This window comes from Asaia bogorensis NBRC 16594 (assembly GCF_001547995.1).
Lineage (GTDB): Bacteria > Pseudomonadota > Alphaproteobacteria > Acetobacterales > Acetobacteraceae > Asaia > Asaia bogorensis.
On the sequence record NZ_AP014690.1, the window covers coordinates 913,100 to 929,121 of the forward strand.

At 61.6% G+C, this 16,022-nt stretch carries 13 protein-coding genes; 8 read left to right on the forward strand and 5 right to left on the reverse strand.

Annotated elements, in window-relative coordinates; translation table 11 throughout:
• Positions 1-23: 23 nt before the first annotated feature.
• On the reverse strand, positions 24-1,304 hold the full coding sequence (locus Asbog_RS04090; RefSeq protein WP_062164176.1) for an acyltransferase family protein: 1,281 nt from the start codon (positions 1,302-1,304) through the stop codon (positions 24-26).
• Positions 1,305-1,497: 193 nt separating this feature from the next.
• Here Asbog_RS04090 and Asbog_RS04095 point away from each other — a divergent pair, with 193 nt between their 5' ends.
• A complete protein-coding gene (locus Asbog_RS04095) occupies positions 1,498-1,965 on the forward strand; it encodes a hypothetical protein (RefSeq protein ID WP_146926484.1) in 468 nt (155 codons plus the stop codon).
• 321 nt (positions 1,966-2,286) lie between these two features.
• On the opposite strand, the gene purD is transcribed toward Asbog_RS04095, so the two are convergent.
• The gene (gene purD / locus Asbog_RS04100) at positions 2,287-3,543 is read right to left on the reverse strand and encodes a phosphoribosylamine--glycine ligase (protein ID WP_062164178.1); all 1,257 of its coding nucleotides are present in this window, start codon (positions 3,541-3,543) and stop codon (positions 2,287-2,289) included.
• A gap of 58 nt (positions 3,544-3,601) precedes the next feature.
• Between purD and xseA the strand changes: the two genes are divergently transcribed.
• Together xseA and Asbog_RS04110 are read left to right on the forward strand one after the other, a co-directional pair.
• Positions 3,602-5,053, forward strand: coding sequence for an exodeoxyribonuclease VII large subunit (gene xseA / locus Asbog_RS04105; protein ID WP_062164179.1), 1,452 nt, complete (start codon positions 3,602-3,604; stop codon positions 5,051-5,053).
• Positions 5,050-5,424: a hypothetical protein gene (locus Asbog_RS04110; protein WP_062164180.1), complete on the forward strand. Its 375-nt coding sequence runs from the start codon at positions 5,050-5,052 to the stop codon at positions 5,422-5,424. The genes xseA and Asbog_RS04110 overlap by 4 nt, the downstream gene beginning before the upstream one ends.
• Before the next feature lie 421 nt (positions 5,425-5,845).
• Here the strand turns inward: Asbog_RS04110 and Asbog_RS04115 are convergent, their stop codons facing one another.
• Positions 5,846-8,785 (reverse strand): ribonuclease E/G, encoded by a 2,940-nt coding sequence (locus Asbog_RS04115; protein WP_062164181.1) that lies wholly within the window; start codon positions 8,783-8,785, stop codon positions 5,846-5,848.
• A 519-nt stretch (positions 8,786-9,304) separates the two neighbouring features.
• Here Asbog_RS04115 and Asbog_RS04120 point away from each other — a divergent pair.
• Together Asbog_RS04120 and Asbog_RS04125 are read left to right on the forward strand one after the other, a co-directional pair.
• On the forward strand, positions 9,305-10,207 hold the full coding sequence (locus Asbog_RS04120; protein WP_083510940.1) for an N-acetylmuramoyl-L-alanine amidase family protein: 903 nt from the start codon (positions 9,305-9,307) through the stop codon (positions 10,205-10,207).
• Between the two features lie 237 nt (positions 10,208-10,444).
• Positions 10,445-12,016, forward strand: coding sequence for a 2-isopropylmalate synthase (locus Asbog_RS04125; RefSeq protein ID WP_062164182.1), 1,572 nt, complete (start codon positions 10,445-10,447; stop codon positions 12,014-12,016).
• Between the two features lie 193 nt (positions 12,017-12,209).
• Here Asbog_RS04125 and Asbog_RS14170 read toward each other — a convergent pair whose 3' ends face one another.
• Entirely contained in the window at positions 12,210-12,671 is a 462-nt protein-coding gene (locus Asbog_RS14170) for a hypothetical protein (protein ID WP_083510696.1), read from the reverse strand.
• Positions 12,672-12,695: 24 nt separating this feature from the next.
• Positions 12,696-12,965, reverse strand: a complete 270-nt coding sequence (locus Asbog_RS04135; RefSeq protein ID WP_031240782.1) for a hypothetical protein — start codon at positions 12,963-12,965, stop codon at positions 12,696-12,698.
• 396 nt (positions 12,966-13,361) lie between these two features.
• Between Asbog_RS04135 and Asbog_RS04140 the strand changes: the two genes are divergently transcribed.
• From Asbog_RS04140 to Asbog_RS04150, 3 genes are read left to right on the forward strand one after another with little or no spacing between them, the layout of a single operon-like run.
• Positions 13,362-14,408, forward strand: a complete 1,047-nt coding sequence (locus Asbog_RS04140; protein WP_023978674.1) for a rod shape-determining protein — start codon at positions 13,362-13,364, stop codon at positions 14,406-14,408.
• Positions 14,409-14,429: 21 nt separating this feature from the next.
• Positions 14,430-15,374 (forward strand): rod shape-determining protein MreC, encoded by a 945-nt coding sequence (gene mreC / locus Asbog_RS04145; protein ID WP_062164183.1) that lies wholly within the window; start codon positions 14,430-14,432, stop codon positions 15,372-15,374.
• 4 nt (positions 15,375-15,378) lie between these two features.
• Positions 15,379-15,945 carry a hypothetical protein gene (locus Asbog_RS04150; RefSeq protein WP_062164184.1) on the forward strand — a complete coding sequence of 189 codons (567 nt, stop codon included), beginning with the start codon at positions 15,379-15,381 and terminating at the stop codon, positions 15,943-15,945.
• Positions 15,946-16,022 lie beyond the last annotated feature (77 nt).

Sequence of the window (16,022 nt, forward strand, 5' to 3'; positions counted from 1 at the left end):
CAGGCACTGTCTGAAGAGAGCGCTCAGATGCTCTCACGCTCTCGCCCAAACAATCGCTGCTTTGATGGGGTGGCGCCTGGCCAGCCACGCAGCCGCTTGTCGAGCGGCTGTGAAAAACCGCAGCTGATCACGCGGCCGAGGCCGAATACAGCGAGCAGGGTCGGGGCGTAGATCAGCCATGCCCAGCCGGTATCGAGCCCTGATAACCGGGTGAGCGCGACGACGGGCATGACGATGAACATGTGGCTGAGATAAATTTCATAGCTGTCTTGCCCCCAGCGACGCAGCCAGAGCGTATGTTGCCCCGTGTATGCGGCCCCCCATCCCCGGGCAAAAGCCCAGACACACAGGCCTATGGCCGTATTAAAAAACAAGGGTGTCGCGAGCCCGAAAAGGGACCAGCACCAGCCCCCCTGCAAAAGATAAAGCGCCATACTGGCAAGGCCTGCTGAACCGGCCATCGTGACAGCCAGTCGATAACGCCGATGCAAAGCCAGCCTTGCGACCAGAGCCGCGAACACGCCCGTGGCGATGGCGCTCATGCCTGGGCCATAGGCCTTTTCCTGCCATATCTCAGTGGCATCACGCAGTTGCCACTCGAAATACGGCGCGGCGAGCGCGAGGAGTGCTGCACAGATCAGCAGGGTTGTGCTCGAACGACCGAGGCTCAGGCAGATCAGCGGGAAGGCAAGGTAGAAAACTTCCTCGACCGAGAGTGACCAGAGCACATCCCAATAAGCCGGCAGATATCCTGTGCGGCCCTCATAGACATTCAGATGCATGAACAGGGCGGAAAAGGCGGCCCCACCGAGGCTTTGTCCCGGATGGTCCGGCACGAAGCTTGGCACATGCAGCGCACCAAGTGTGCAGCAGATGGCGATGAGGGCAAGAAGGCAGGGCAGGATACGTGCAGCACGTCGGCCCGAGAAGACGCGCCAGTCGAGCGCGGCAGGACGGCCGTAGCGTCTGATCATGTGATCCGTAATCAGGAAGCCGGAAATGACGAAGAACATCGTCACCCCCTTGATGCCGCCCCAGTTCAGCATCCTCAGCACGCGATAAGGCATGACGCTCGCAAGACCGGTTTCCGTAAGGGGAAAGCGCAGCGCCAGATGATGAATGACCACCAGCAGAATGGCTATCCCGCGCAGGCAATCGATCCCTGCATTGCGACGCGGGTTGATCCCGTCCTGCGCTTCTTGGGCGGCGCAAGAGAGAGGCATGGCGGAAGGGGACAGGGGACGCGGAGGCGCGCTTATGATGTGGCAAAGCTCCGCAGGGATGATGACGCTGGGACCTGACATCCCATCATGGCACCATGATGGCTGATGCGACGCGAGCCCGGCCCATCCTTGTCGCGTCAGTGGATCCTCTGACGAGGCGGCACAGGTGGATTGTTATCTATAACTTCAATATAACGTGATATATGGGACTCGTAACGTTATTTTCGCTATCTTGAGGTCGCCGCCGTGCCGTCACGGCGTCGTGGAGAACACGATGATGCAGCATACGATCATGGCGGTATTCGATACCGCCCGTCATGCCCAGATCGCTGTTGATGACCTTCTGGTTTGTGACATTCCATCAGAGACAATCCACCAATATCCCCTGCATGCAGGCGATGCCCCTGCCGAGGCCATGCGAACGGGCAACGAGCTTCATCGTCCACCGGGCGTGTGGACGTGGCTGATCAATGATCATCCATCCCCGGCTTCGGACAAGGCGCATCAGGTGGCGCTCTATCATGAGAGCCGCGCGCGGAACGAGCCTGTGCTGGTTGCCGTCGCGTCATCTACGCTGAACGAAGCCAAGATCAGAAAAATCCTCAACGACCATGCCCCGCTGGATGTAAAGGGCTCGGAAGAAGGACAACATCATGAGACCACGTCGCTTGCGCAGGAAAGCCAAATGGACCCGTCGTTCCTTGAGCCCACGGCCCCTGTCGAAATGACAGAATACCACTAGGGCCTCAAAGCCCTCTCGGTCCGGTCTGATTGCCGGGCCGGGGAGAGGCTCACCGCATTTTTGCGTAAGGCGGTTCCCATCCCGGCGGGGAGAGGAGTACGCATGCCTTTGCGCATTGTGTTCACGGGCTCATACGCGCGCACTGTTCGTGAGGCGGATGCGGCCACGGGTCAGACCCAAGCCTGACGCGGCCGGTTTGATCCGCCGCTGACTCAAACTTTCGTATTCGGCAGGCAGAATTACCTCGCCTGTTCCGACGCCAGGACCAAGTCTATGCCTTGCGAACGGACCCGACGCATTTGCAGGCGGGTCAGTCTGGCTTCAGAGACCAATATCGCGACGGTAGATCCCGTCATCCCAGTCTATAGCCGAGACGCCCTGATAGGCCCGTACCCGTGCCTCTTCCGGCGTTGCACCTGTGGCGCACACGGTCAGGACGCGGCCACCGGAAGCGACGAGCTTACCGTCCTGCATGGCTGTGCCGGCCTGAAACACCTGTACGCCTGGCACAGCATCGGCCCGCTCGATGCCCCGTATCACCCCACCTTTGGAAGGGGTGCCCGGATAGCCACGCGCCGCCAGCACGACCGAAATCGAGGCCTCATCTGTGAAATTGATGGCGGCGTCATCAAGGCGTCCCTCGGCCAAGGCCTTGAGCACGGGCAGCAGATCCGATTGCAGGCGGATCAGCAGGGCCTGTGCCTCGGGGTCGCCGAAACGCACATTATATTCGATCAGCTTGGGGCCATCCTCGGTCAGCATCAGCCCTGCAAAGATGATCCCCCTGAAGGGCGTCCCACGCCGGACCATCTCGGCCAGCATCGGGCGCACCATGATATCGAGCGCCTTTTCCTGCGCGTCGCGATCGAAATTGGGTGGCGGCGACACGGCACCCATGCCTCCGGTATTGGGCCCTGTATCCCCTTCACCAATGCGCTTGTGGTCGCGCGCGGCACCAATCAGCACAGCCTCACCGTCGGAGCAGAAGGCGAACAGCGAGACTTCCTGCCCGACAAGACATTCCTCGATCACGATGCTGGCGCCGGCGGCACCGAAACTGCGATCGGTCAGGATATCGATGATGGCGGCCTCGGCCTCTTCGAGCGTCATGGCCACGATCACGCCCTTGCCGGCGGCCAGACCATCGGCCTTGATGACAATGGGGGACCCACGGCGACGCACGAAGGCGAGGGCAGGTTCTGCTTCCTCAAAACGTTCCCATCGTGCCGTGGGAATGCCGGCGGCATCGGCCACATCCTTGGTAAAGCTCTTGCTGCCCTCAAGCGCACTGGCGGCCTGGCTCGGCCCGGCGCAGGCAATGCCAGCTTCAGCGCAGAGATCGGCGAGACCGGCAACAAGCGGTGCTTCCGGGCCGGGAACGACGAGATCGATTCGCTGTTCACGGGCGAAATTCACGAGGCCCGTCACATCATCGGCGGCAAGAGGGACCAGCGTACCAAGCGTCTGCATGCCCGGATTTCCCGGTGCAATGAAGAGCGTTTCCAGCTCCGGAGAGCGGGAGAGGCAGGCTGCCAGAGCATGTTCGCGTCCGCCTGATCCGACAAGTAACACCCGCATTGTCATTCTTCCTGTTCTGACTGGTCGTAGCCCGCGTTCCGTAGCATAGACTGTGCTCATGAGCGAAAACGATCACAGCGCGAGCGGGAATGTCCCCGAATATTCGGTCAGTGAAATTTCCGGCGCCATCAAGCGTACGCTCGAAGGCAGCTTCGGCCGCGTGCGTGTGCGCGGCGAGATTACCGAACTCAAGCGCTATCCCTCGGGCCATATCTATCTCTCCCTGAAAGACCAGGGAGGCAAGATATCGGGCGTGATCTGGCGCGGCTCGGTCTCACGCCTTGGCATGGTGCCCGAGAACGGGGTCGAGGTGATCGCAATCGGCCGCGTTTCGGCTTATGGCGACAGGTCGAGCTATCAGCTTGTCATCGACCAGATGAGTTTTGCGGGTGAGGGCGCGCTTCTCGTCAAGATCGAGAAGCTGCGCCAGAAGCTTCTGGCCGAAGGGTTGTTCGACAGCGAGCGCAAGAAGCCGCTGCCCTTCCTGCCCCGGCTGATCGGGCTCGTGACATCGAGCCGCGGGGCGGTGCTGCACGATATTCTCACCACATTGTCACGCCGCTTTCCACGCCCGGTTCTGGTCTGGCCCGTGGCCGTGCAGGGTGAGGGCGCTGCGGCCCAGATAGCGGCGGCCATCGAAGGTTTTTCGAGCCCGACCCTGCCTGAAGCGCTCCGACCCGATCTGATGATCGTGGCGCGCGGTGGCGGTTCGCTAGAGGACCTCATGGCCTTCAATGATGAGTCGGTTCTCCGCGCCGTGGCGGCCTGTCCCATTCCGCTGATCTCTGCGGTCGGGCACGAAACCGATACCACCCTGATTGATTTCGTGTCGGATCAGCGCGCGCCCACCCCCACGGCGGCGGCTGAAATGGCCGTTCCGCTTCGTTCGGAGATGGTGGCCGATCTGGCTCATCGCGGCGCACGCCTTGCTGGTGCCCTGTCGCGGCAGCTGCAGATGGCCCGGGCGCGACATGACCAGATCGTTGCGCGCCTGCCCGATCTGCCGGGATTGCTGGAAACAGCGCGTTTCAGGCTGGACGAGCGCGGACAGCGTCTTGAGCTTGCCCTGCCGATGGTGGCGTCCAAAGCCCGGCAACGTCTGATGACGCTTGAGGGACGCATGCCCTCAGCCGCTCATTTCATGGGCCAGAAGCAGGCGCGTCTTGGCCTGGCCAGCGCCGCTCTGGCTTCGGGCATCCGTTATCGCATGCAGCAGGAGCGCGCGTCATTCACCCATGCGCGTCTTGGAACCGAAACGGTCAGCGCTCGTCTTGGTCTCGATCGGGCGAGATTGTCCGGTATGGTGGGCAGGCTTGAGGCCGTGTCGCCCGAGGCAGTTCTGGCCCGCGGCTACGCACTGGTGCAGGATGCACAGGGCAAGCCGGTAACAACGGCTTCCGGGCGGCCACGCGGCGGTGCCATTACGCTTCGTTTTGCAGATGGCACGCGCCAGGGACGGCTCGACCCTCTGGGAACGCAAAAGAAAGAACAGGGGGATTTAGGACTATGAAAACGCGCTTTGCACTCACACTGGCGCATGCCGGTCTGCTTGGGGTTTCGCTTCTGGCCGGTTGTGCCGACACGCCTGCGCCCCAGCCAGCTCAGGCCCAGACCCAGGCGCGTATTCCGCCGCAGGACTTCGCACCCGGCCTGACCGGCGAAACACCGCTGCCCGCCAATGAAGCGCAACTGACCAATGATCCTTCGGCCCCGGTCAACACCCCCCTTTGCGGTGCCGTGCAGCAGGAGACCAACCGCATGGGCGGGCAGGTCTTTAGCGACGGTCTGGCCTCAGGCAGTACCTGCCCGCAAAATGCCTGCTTCAACCCGTTGACGGGCACGTATATCGCAGCGACCGGCGCGCCGAGCGTTTGCCGCTGAGTTGAGGCGGGTATCTTCCCCGGTCTCCCGACTGGAGGCTGTACTCAGTTGATAATGCGATACGGTCAGGGAGCGAGCTCCCTTCGTTGAGACGGGGTGGCACTCGCTTGATGCGCGTATAACCCATGGGCGACTGTCGAGCGTGCTCGATTGGTGCACTATTTCGCTCGGTATGGGGTCGAAGCCGAGGTGAATACAGTTCCGCATGCGCGCCACTGTGGCCGTTGGGCGTCTCAAATTAGATTTATAGCGGAGATCGCGCGGTCACTCCGTGCCTATTCCGGCTTCAGGAAACTGCCTCTCTCGGGATGTCTTTTCGCGGCTGCTTGCGATACCGGGCCTCGCCATCCGTTCTCCCAAAAAAAACGGGGCGGTGTGAGCCGCCCCGTTTTCCTGCGTTCAACAATGAAGTCTGTTGCGGTTACCGCTTCCACCAGCCCGTACGGGGCTTGGCGGGTGCAACCTCATCGACATTGATGGGCTGCACGACCGGGGCCGCATCATCGGCCTTGGCCTTGCCACGGCGGGCCGAGGTCTTGGCGGGCGCCTTCGCAGCCTGTTCCTCTGCCTTCACCGCGCTGTCAGTCTCAACGTCGTTCGCAGCTGCCTTGCGCGGCGTGCGGCCACGGCGTGGCTTGGGTGCATCGGCGGTTGCTTCTGCGGGGTCAGCGTCAACAGCATCACCTTCAGGCAGGGCTGCTGCAGCAAGTGCCTTGCGAGGGCGGCCGCGACGACGGGCTGCGGGCTTGTCCTGATCGGCCTCTGCCACGGCCACAGGCTCAGCTACGGAAGCTGAATCTGACTCCGCTGGCGCAGTCGGCGCAGGTTCAGCCTGCTCAGCAGCTACGGGACGACGACGCGGACGGCCACGCCCCTTGCGGGCGCCAGCCTCATCACCCTCGCGAAGGTGGCTTGTAGCCGTTTCGGCGGGTGCTTCTGTCGGAAGGCTGGCGGTCGAGGCAGCGCTTTCTGCCCTTACAGATTCCGCGCCATTGTCGGCCACGCTATCTGCCAGAGTGGGCTTCGGCTCGTCATTGCGCGCAGATGGAGCGCCCAGACGGGATTCTGCCTGTTCGATCATGTCGAAGATGTCGAACGAGGCGCCACCGAAGGGATCGGCCGGGGTAGGGCCATTCCAGCGGTTTTCCGGCTGGTTGCGACGACGCTCCTCGTTGCCACGCTTGGCGCCATTGCGCTCACCGTTGCGATCCGCGTTATCACGCGTCTCAGCCTTGCGGGGCTCTTGGGCGCGGGCTTCGCGCGGCGCTTCGGCCTGGCCGCGTTCCTCACGGGAGACACGACGCGTGCGCATGCGACGACGGCCGGGAACGATCAGGGCTTCGCTGTCGCCAGCTGCCTGATCGTCGTGCGATGCCGCAACGTCCTGCTCAGGTGCCGTGCCTTCTTCGTCCTCTGCTTCATCAGAGACATCGGACTCGACTGCCTGCGGCATGTCGCGCGACTCATCCGAGCGTCGGCCATTGCGACGACGACGGCGACGGCGACGGCGACCGCCATCTTCACGGCTGTTTTCCTCGCGCGGTGCTTCGTCACGGCTTTCTTCGGCCGAAACCGCGCCCAGATCGGACTCCTCTTCCACAACGATGGAGGCAGGTGCGGCAGGGGGCGCTTCAGACTCATGACGCTCGGGCTGCGGCGCGCGCTGCTCGGCAGGAACCTGCGGGCGCAGGCGTTCGATACGCAGATCGGCCGGTGTCAGGCTGTCATCCGGCTGGAACGACACCCGCATGCGGTGGCGCTGTTCGATCTCGCCCAGCCAGTCGCGCTTGTTGTTGAGGATGTAGAGCGTGATGCCCGACGTAATGTGGACACTGATCTCGGCGGCTTTCTGCTTCAGCCCTTCCTCGTCCAAGGCGCGCAGCACGTGCAGGGCGGCACTTTCAACGCCGCGCACATGGCCTGTGCCCTGACAATGGGGGCAGGGAACCAGAACGGCTTCCGAGATCGACGGGCGCAGTCGCTGGCGTGACATTTCCAGCAGGCCGAAATGCGAGATCTGTCCAATCTGGATGCGTGCGCGGTCAGAACGCAGGGCATCCTTCAGGCGCTTCTCGACCATCGCATTATGCTTGCGGCTTTCCATGTCGATAAAGTCGATCACGACAAGCCCAGCAAGGTCGCGCAGACGAAGCTGACGGGCAACTTCCTCGGCAGCTTCGAGGTTCGTGCGGACCGCCGTATCCTCGATATTGCGCTGACCGGTCGAGCGACCGGAGTTCACGTCGATCGAGACGAGGGCTTCGGTCTGGTTGATCACCAGATAGCCACCCGATTTCAGCTGGGCCGTGGGCGAGAAGATCGCGTCCAGATGGCCTTCCACATGGTAGCGACCGAACAGGCTCTGGCTCTGGTCGCGCCAGAGTTTCACCTTGTTGGCGTTATGCGGCATCAGAAGACGCATGAATTCGCGCGCATTCTTCCAGGCCGGCTCACCATCGATGATGATTTCTTCGATGTCCTTGCTGAACAGATCGCGAATGGCGCGCTTGATCAGATTGGCTTCTTCATAAATCAGCGTCGGGGCGACCGATGACAGCGTATGGTTGCGGATATCGTCCCAGAGCTGAAGCAGATATTCGCAGTCACGCGTGATTTCGGGCCCCGGACGCTGCGCACCAGCCGTGCGCACGATCATGGCCATGCCGCGCGGCAGGTCGAGCTCGGCAATGACGTCGCGCAGGCGCTTGCGATCGCTGTCGGATGTGATCTTGCGCGATACGCCGCCGCCGCGCAGGGCATTGGGCATCAGCACGCAATAACGTCCCGCCAGAGACACATAGGTGGTCAGAGCCGCACCCTTGTTGCCGCGCTCTTCCTTGACGACCTGAACGAGCAGGATCTGGCGACGGCGAATGACTTCCTGGATCTTGTAGTTACGCAGGAAGCGTGCCGTGCGACGGGCGGCTGCACCCTCGTCACCCGTGTCATGCTCACCACCAACGGTCTCGGGGCGGGCTTCGAAATCGGGCTGCTCTGCAGGCTCGGCCTGTTCCGCATCCGCAGTGGTCTCGGCGCCTTCGTTCTCGGTCTCGACGCGCTCATCGGCGCGGAGATCTTCGTCCTGAAGGGCGAGAAGCTTTTCGCGGTCGGCAACCGGGATCTGGAAATAATCCGGATGGATTTCGCTGAAGGCAAGGAAGCCGTGACGGTTGCCGCCGTAATCGACAAAAGCAGCCTGAAGGCTGGGCTCTACGCGAATGACCTTGGCGAGGTAGATGTTGCCCTTGATCTGCTTTTTTGATGATGTTTCGATATCATAATCTTCGAGACGATCACCATCCATGACCACAACGCGGGTTTCTTCCGCGTGTGTGGTGTCGATCAGCATACGCTTGTTCATAAATAAGGAGACTCCGGTCAGCCCTTGTCACGGCCGGTATCGAACCCTGTGCAGACACAGTGGCGTTTCCGGCGCGCGCGGCAGAATGTCGAGGCGTGGTTTGTGAGAAAGAGCCATCAGACCAGCGCTCGCGGAACAGCGTCGGACACAGGTCGATGCCTGCTCCGGTAGTTTTCCACAAAACGAGACTGGCAGATTTCATGCGGCCCCTGCGAGTTGTCATCTGCGCCCAGGCTTGGAAGACTGACCTCTCTTGTCGTCCCGCGGCTGTGCCTGCGGGAGGGAGGGGGCTCTTGCAAACCATGATGACGCGCGAAGCATGCCAGAAAACGGGAGCGGCGCGTGGAGAATGCCCCTCTAGACGGGGCTCTGTCCTGGCGCCGGATCGACCGTATCGTGATCCTTCTCCCACAGGATGACGGAAAATGCCGTGCTATGCAAGATGGCGGCCATCGCCTTGTTGACACCTTATTTTTTGATCAGAAGATGCGCTGTCATCTCTCTTCACCGGGGCCGCCTATGCCTGTTTTCGATCCGACCCGCCGCAAGGTGACGCGACTTCTGGGGGGCTCGCTGGCCACAGGTACGCTGCTCGGTGTGCGCGCTGCGCGTGCGGAAGGCCACCGGGCAGCCCATCACGCAGCGCAGGGGGCGGGCAGCCATCATCTGACGCCGCACGCCAGCGGCAAGGCGCCTGCGCTGGTAGGCAAGGCCGCACCACCGCGCCCTGTGATCATGCTCGACCCCGGTCATGGAGGCAAAGACCCAGGGGCGATCGGTGTGAGCGGCACCTATGAGAAACACATTGCCGCGGCCGCAGCGCAGGAACTCTATCATCAGATTAGAAGTGCCGGACGCTATGATGTCGTGATGACGCGAGCGGACGATCATTTCATTCCGCTCGAGGGGCGCGTGGATCTTGCGCACCGCCACAAGGCGCAGCTTTTCATTTCCATGCATGCTGATGCCCTTCATGACCCGGAGGTGAGGGGCGCCAGCGTTTATACGCTTTCCAACGGTGCATCAGACGCGCAGACTGCCTCACTCGCCCAGACCGAGAACAGCGCCGACCGGTTTGCTGGCCCGGCGTTTCACGGCATGTCCTCCGAGGTGCAGGCCATCCTCGCCAGTCTGGTGAACGAGGAGACGAGGCGGGGGTCGGCGCATATGGCCGCCAATGTCGTATCAGCTTTCCAGCCGCGTATCGGCCTGCTGCGCCATCCCGCGCGCCATGCAGCCTTTGTCGTGCTCAAATCGGCGGATATTCCCTCTGTGCTGGTCGAAATGGGTTTCATGTCCAACCGGCATGACGAGGCGGCCCTGAGGCAGGGAGGCTATCGCAAGCAGGTGGCGACCGCCATGAGCGCGGCAATCGATCGCTATTTCGCCGGATCTGGCATGAATATTGCGCATTCGGGCTAGAAAATGATGCGACTGCGCTAGGCAAGAGCTGGTCTTTTACAGTAGGAAGGGCGTCATGAACATTCTGGCGCCCCTTTCAAGCATAGGATCCCGTGCAGCAGCACGCGCCGATCTATGCCCGGGCCTCCTTCTTCGTACGCTTCGACTTATCTGCCCCTGAGCGCATTTTGCGGCCGGTCCGACCGGCGCGTTCAGGGGTTACGATCCTGTTGTTCAAAGCCACGAAAAGACAAAGCCATGACCATCATCCATCCTTCTTTCGGCTCGGTTGCTGACAACCGCGTCATCATTTTTGACACCACCCTGCGTGATGGCGAGCAATCGCCCGGCTTCTCGATGAATCTGGAAGAGAAGATCCGTATGGCGAAGGCTCTTGAAGAGCTGGGTGTCGATGTGATCGAAGCTGGCTTCCCGGTTGCGTCGCCCGGCGATTTTGAGAGCGTGCAGAAGATTGCCGAGACGGTCCGCGAGGCCGTGGTGTGTGGTCTGGCCCGAAGCGGTGGCAAGCGGGACATCGAGGCCGCAGGTGAGGCTATTGCCAAAGCGCCGCGTCGTCGAATTCACAACTTCATCTCCACCTCCCCGCTGCACATGAAGTACAAGCTGCGCATGGAACCCGAGACGGTTCTGGAGCTGATTGCCGAGGGCAACAAGGCATCGCGCCACTTCACGGATGACGTGCAGTGGTCGGCTGAGGATGGTTCACGCACCGAGCCGGATTTCCTGTGCCGTTGCGTGGAAATGGCGATCCGTCATGGCGCGACGACCATCAATATTCCTGATACGGTTGGCTTCACCACGCCGGATGAATTGCAGGCTATTTTCACCATGCTGCGTGAGCGCGTGCCGGGTGCGGAAAAGGTGATCTTCTCGACCCATAACCACAACGATCTGGGTCTGGGTGTCGCCAATACGCTGGCAGCAGTCGCCGGTGGCGCCCGCCAGATCGAGTGCACGATCAACGGTATTGGTGAGCGTGCCGGCAACGCGGCGCTCGAGGAAATCGTCATGGCGATCCGCACGCGCCGTGACAAGATTCCCTTCCAGAACCGCATCGAAACGCCACGTCTGCTGGGTATTTCGCGCCTGCTGGCCAATATTACCGGCTTTGACGTACAGCCCAACAAGGCGATCGTCGGGCGCAATGCCTTTGCTCATGAGAGCGGTATCCATCAGGACGGTATCCTGAAGAATGCCGCGACCTACGAGATCATGACGCCGGAAAGCGTGGGCTGGAGCAAGACGTCGCTCGTTCTGGGCAAGCATTCGGGGCGCGCTGCCTTCCGCGACAAGCTCAAGGCGCTGGGCTATGACCTGCCGGATGAGAAGATCCAGGATGCGTTCGAGCGCTTCAAGGTTCTGGCGGATCAGAAAAAGACCGTATTCGACGACGATATCCGCGCCCTGGTCGATGACGAAACCCGTGATCACGACCGCATCCGCTTTGTCTCGCTGGAGCTGACGGCTGGCTCGAAGCGTCCGGCCGAAGCAGCCCTCGAATTGCTCGTGGATGGCGTTGTGCGCACGGCAAAGGTCAGCGGCAACGGTCCTGTCGATGCTGCCTTCAAGGCAATTGGCGAGATCTTCCCGCATGAGGCCGAGCTGGCGCTGTTCTCTGTCGGCGCCGTGACCGAGGGCACGGATGCCCAGGCCAAGACGACTGTCCGCCTGCAGGAGGGTGGCAAGATGGTGGATGGTCAGGGTGCTGATGCCGACACGATCGTTTCCGCAGTGCGTGCCTATGTTCATGCGCTGAACAAGCTGCTGGTCAAGCGTGCCCGCAGCGAGCCCGAGGCGCTTAACGCCTGATCAGACGGCAGATCGATGTTTTCAAGCCCCGGTGGCCTCATGCTGCCGGGGTTTTTCATGGCACCATGAGGCTGTCATGAACTTGCGCCCGTTTATGAGGGTAGTAACGGCCCGGGATAAAAGAAAACGCCCCGAAGCGGCATTGCTGCGGGGCGTCTTCCGTGTGGTGTTCAATACAGCGAAGCCGTTGTGACTAGTATCCGTAACCCTGGTTATAGGCTGGATAACCTTGCTGGGCCGGATACGCAGCCTGGGGCTGCGCGGGATAGGCCGGAGCGGCGTAGCCGTTCTGGCCATTATTGTAATAGGGCTGCTGATAGCCCTGTTGGGGCGGGGCCTGGTTGTAGTAACCACCCTGGTTGTAATACCCGCTTTGAGCGTAGCCCCCTCCAGGCCGGTTCGGCGTGGTGGCCGCACCACCAGCCGCGCCGACCAGTCCGCCTGCCAGCGCGCCGATCGCTGCTCCACGTCCGCCACCCGCAAGGGCGCCGATCGCCGCACCCGCACCGCCCCCGATCAGGGCGCCCGAACCGGCGCGCGAGCCCGGGTCATAGGGGCTGCCGCAGGCGCTGAGCAGCGTACAGAGACCCACCGTACCCAGAATAGCCAGTGGCCATTTGCGGCGTGAGGGGCGGGGCGAGGAAGCAAGTATCATGACACGCTTTCGGCGGGTAAGAGATCAGTAACCGGAACGCGGGCGATTGGGGGTGGTTGCGGCACCACCAGCAGCGCCCAGAGCGCCGCCCGCAAGAGCACCAATGGCAGCGCCACGGCCACCACCGGCCAGTGCACCAATGGCAGCGCCACCACCAGCACCGATCAGGGCGCCGGAACCAGCGCGTGCGCCGGGGTCATAAGGATTGCCGCAAGCGCTCAGGCCCAGCATGCCGAGACAGGCCGAAGCGGCCAACAGCTTGCGCGAGCTACGGAAGGAAACACGCTTGGTCATTGTTCTTGTATCCTAGGTCATTTGTCCAACACTGTCAGAACGGAGTGGTTTTTGGTGAGTTTCCTCAGGCCACTGAGTCGTGAACAGGTTATGAACAAATAAGCCGATGACTCGGGTTGGGAGCATGTCCGCATCATGGCCAAGCTGGGACGATTTGTAACGCAAGGTAACTGCTGCGATAAAGCATGGCTACGGCGGTGTTTATGGTCATTAAACTGCAATTTTCCCCAATCACCCCTTGCCCCCCACACGGGGCCCCGGTAAGCCACCCGCCAGAATATCTCGCGCCATGACTTCAGCCCGCCAGGGGCTTGCGTAGCCCCCAAAAGGGATCATGCAGGCGAGATGGAGGCAAGGCGCGACCCGCGCGCAAAACCTTTCAGCCAGGAGGCTTGAATGTTCTCACGTCTGCTGGGTCTCATGTCGGCAGACATGGCTATCGACCTCGGCACCGCCAACACGCTCGTTTATGTCAAGGGACGGGGTATCGTCCTCGATGAACCTTCTGTCGTCGCCATCGCCGAGGTGCGTGGCAAGAAGCAGGTTCTGGCGGTTGGTGAAGAAGCCAAGCTGATGGTCGGTCGCACGCCGGGCAATATCACGGCCATTCGCCCGCTGCGTGACGGCGTGATTGCCGATTTTGAAGTCGCGGAGGAAATGATCAAGCATTTCATCCGCAAGGTGCACAACCGCCGCGCCTTTGCCAGTCCGCAGATCATCGTCTGCGTGCCCTCCGGTTCGACTGCGGTCGAGCGTCGCGCTATTCAGGAAAGCGCCGAAAGCGCTGGTGCGCGCAAGGTCATGCTGATCGAGGAGCCCATGGCGGCTGCCATCGGGGCGGGCCTGCCGGTGACGGAGCCTTCAGGCAGCATGATCGTCGATATCGGCGGTGGTACGACGGAAGTGGCTGTGATTTCTCTTGGTGGCATCGTCTATGCGCGTTCGGTGCGCGTCGGCGGTGACAAGATGGATGATGCAATCATCTCCTACATTCGCAAGACCTTCAATCTGCTCATCGGCGAGAGCTCGGCTGAGCGCCTGAAGATTGATATTGGTTCGGCCTGCCTTCCCGATGACCCGCGCGACCCGGGACCGGTAAAGGAAGTCAAGGGGCGCGACCTCATCAACGGCGTACCGCGTGAGGTTCTGGTGAGTCAGGCACAAGTGGCCGAGAGTCTCTCCGAACCCGTCATGCAGATTGTTGATGCCGTCACAACGGCGCTCGAGAACACGCCCCCTGAACTGGCTGCGGATATCGTCGACAAGGGTATTGTGCTGACAGGTGGCGGCGCACTGCTCTACCGTCTGGATGATGTCCTGCGCAATGCGACAGGTCTGCCGGTGACAGTGGGTGAATCGCCGCTCTCCTGTGTTGCGCTTGGTACCGGGCGCGCACTTGAGGAGATGCGTCGCCTGCGGAATGTCCTTATCTCGATGTACTGATAGCCAGGGAGCATCCCGTCGATGCTGTCGATACAGGGACGACATGCACTCGCGAAGCTGATGCTGCCGTTTTTCTTCATTCTGGCGGTCGGGTTGATCATGCTTGGTCTGACCCGACGACCGGCGGTTGATTCCCTGCGCATGAAGCTCGCCGACGGGCTCTCTCCGGCTTATCGCCTTATGGCGGCCCCAGGTACAGGTTTAGGGCACCTCCGCCAGTCTCTAGTCGGGCTGACCGATATCGCGGGCGAAAATGCTCGTCTGCGGGCCGAAAACCAGAAACTGCGCCGTTGGTATGATGTCGCGGTCGCTCTTGCGGATGAGAATGCGCAGCTCAAGGCCAGCCTGCACTGGATTCCTGACAACGCGCCTAATTTCGTCAGCGGTCACGCGCTTCGCGATGCGGGCGGGTTATATGGCCGTTCCATTCTTCTGGCAGTGGGTGACGGTCATGGAATCGTGCCGGGTGACGTCGCGCTTGATGTTTCAGGCCTTCTGGGCCGCGTAACCGAAACCGGGTCGCATACGGTGCGTATCCTGATGATCAATGACGAAGCGAGCCGTATCCCGGTCATGCTCACGGCGTCACGCGGCAACGCGATCATGGCCGGCGATGGCTCGCTTTATCCGCGTCTGATCTATTATGCGCAGGATAACCGCCCGGTAGAGGGTGAGCGCGTGGTCACGGGCGAACAGCCTGCACCAGAAGGGCGTGATCACGGGGCTTTTGCGGGTATGCCGGGCGGGCTCGTGGTCGGCACGGTGCACTACCTGCGTCCCGGTTCACCGGTCGTTGTGCCGGAGGCAGCGCTGGATCACCCTGATATCGTTCGTGTGTTCAATTACATGATCGCTGACCATAACGGCCCCGATGCCCCGGGGCGCGTCCATCTCACCCCGCCCATGCCGGTTGCGCCGGAACTGCCCCTCGTTCCGTTTCAGAAGCCCGTGCGCGGGCAGGGCTGACACCATGGTTTCCCATCGTCTGCCCCCTGAGATCCATCCCGGCATTGCTCCCCGACAAACCCTGCGTCGGCGTATCGACGGTCTTGTACGGGCTCTCATGCCGTCGCTTTTCGTGGTCGTCTGTGCACTCATTCTCTCGGCAGGGCTTGGCCTGCCGGGCCAGAGCGAGCTCTGTTTCGGCATCGCGGCGAGTACCGTGTTTTTCTGGTCCTCGCATCGCCCCCAATCCATGACGCCTTTTATGACGTTCTGCGTGGGGTTGATCTGCGAGGCGCTGAGCTTCGGGCCGCCCGGTGTATTTCTTTTTTCGATGCTTGTGTTTCATGGCGTTGCGCATCTGTGGCGCTATGGTCTGAGCCGGATCAGCTTTCTGTTCGGCTGGGCGCTGTTAGGGGCTCTTGCCCTTGTTTTGTCGTTGTTTGGATGGATCATCGCGTGTATCGGGTCGTTGACATTGCTGTCTCCGGGGCCGAGTCTCTTTCAGGCAGCGGTGACGATTGGTATCTATCCGACACTGAGCGCGCTGTTTGCCTGGGCGCGCCGTACAGTGGCCAACCCCGAGCAAGCCTGAAGGCCCCGACTTGACCCTTACGTCCCGTTACAGCGCAGTGCATTGTGTTGAACGTCCGACCGGCGAAGGCGATGTTG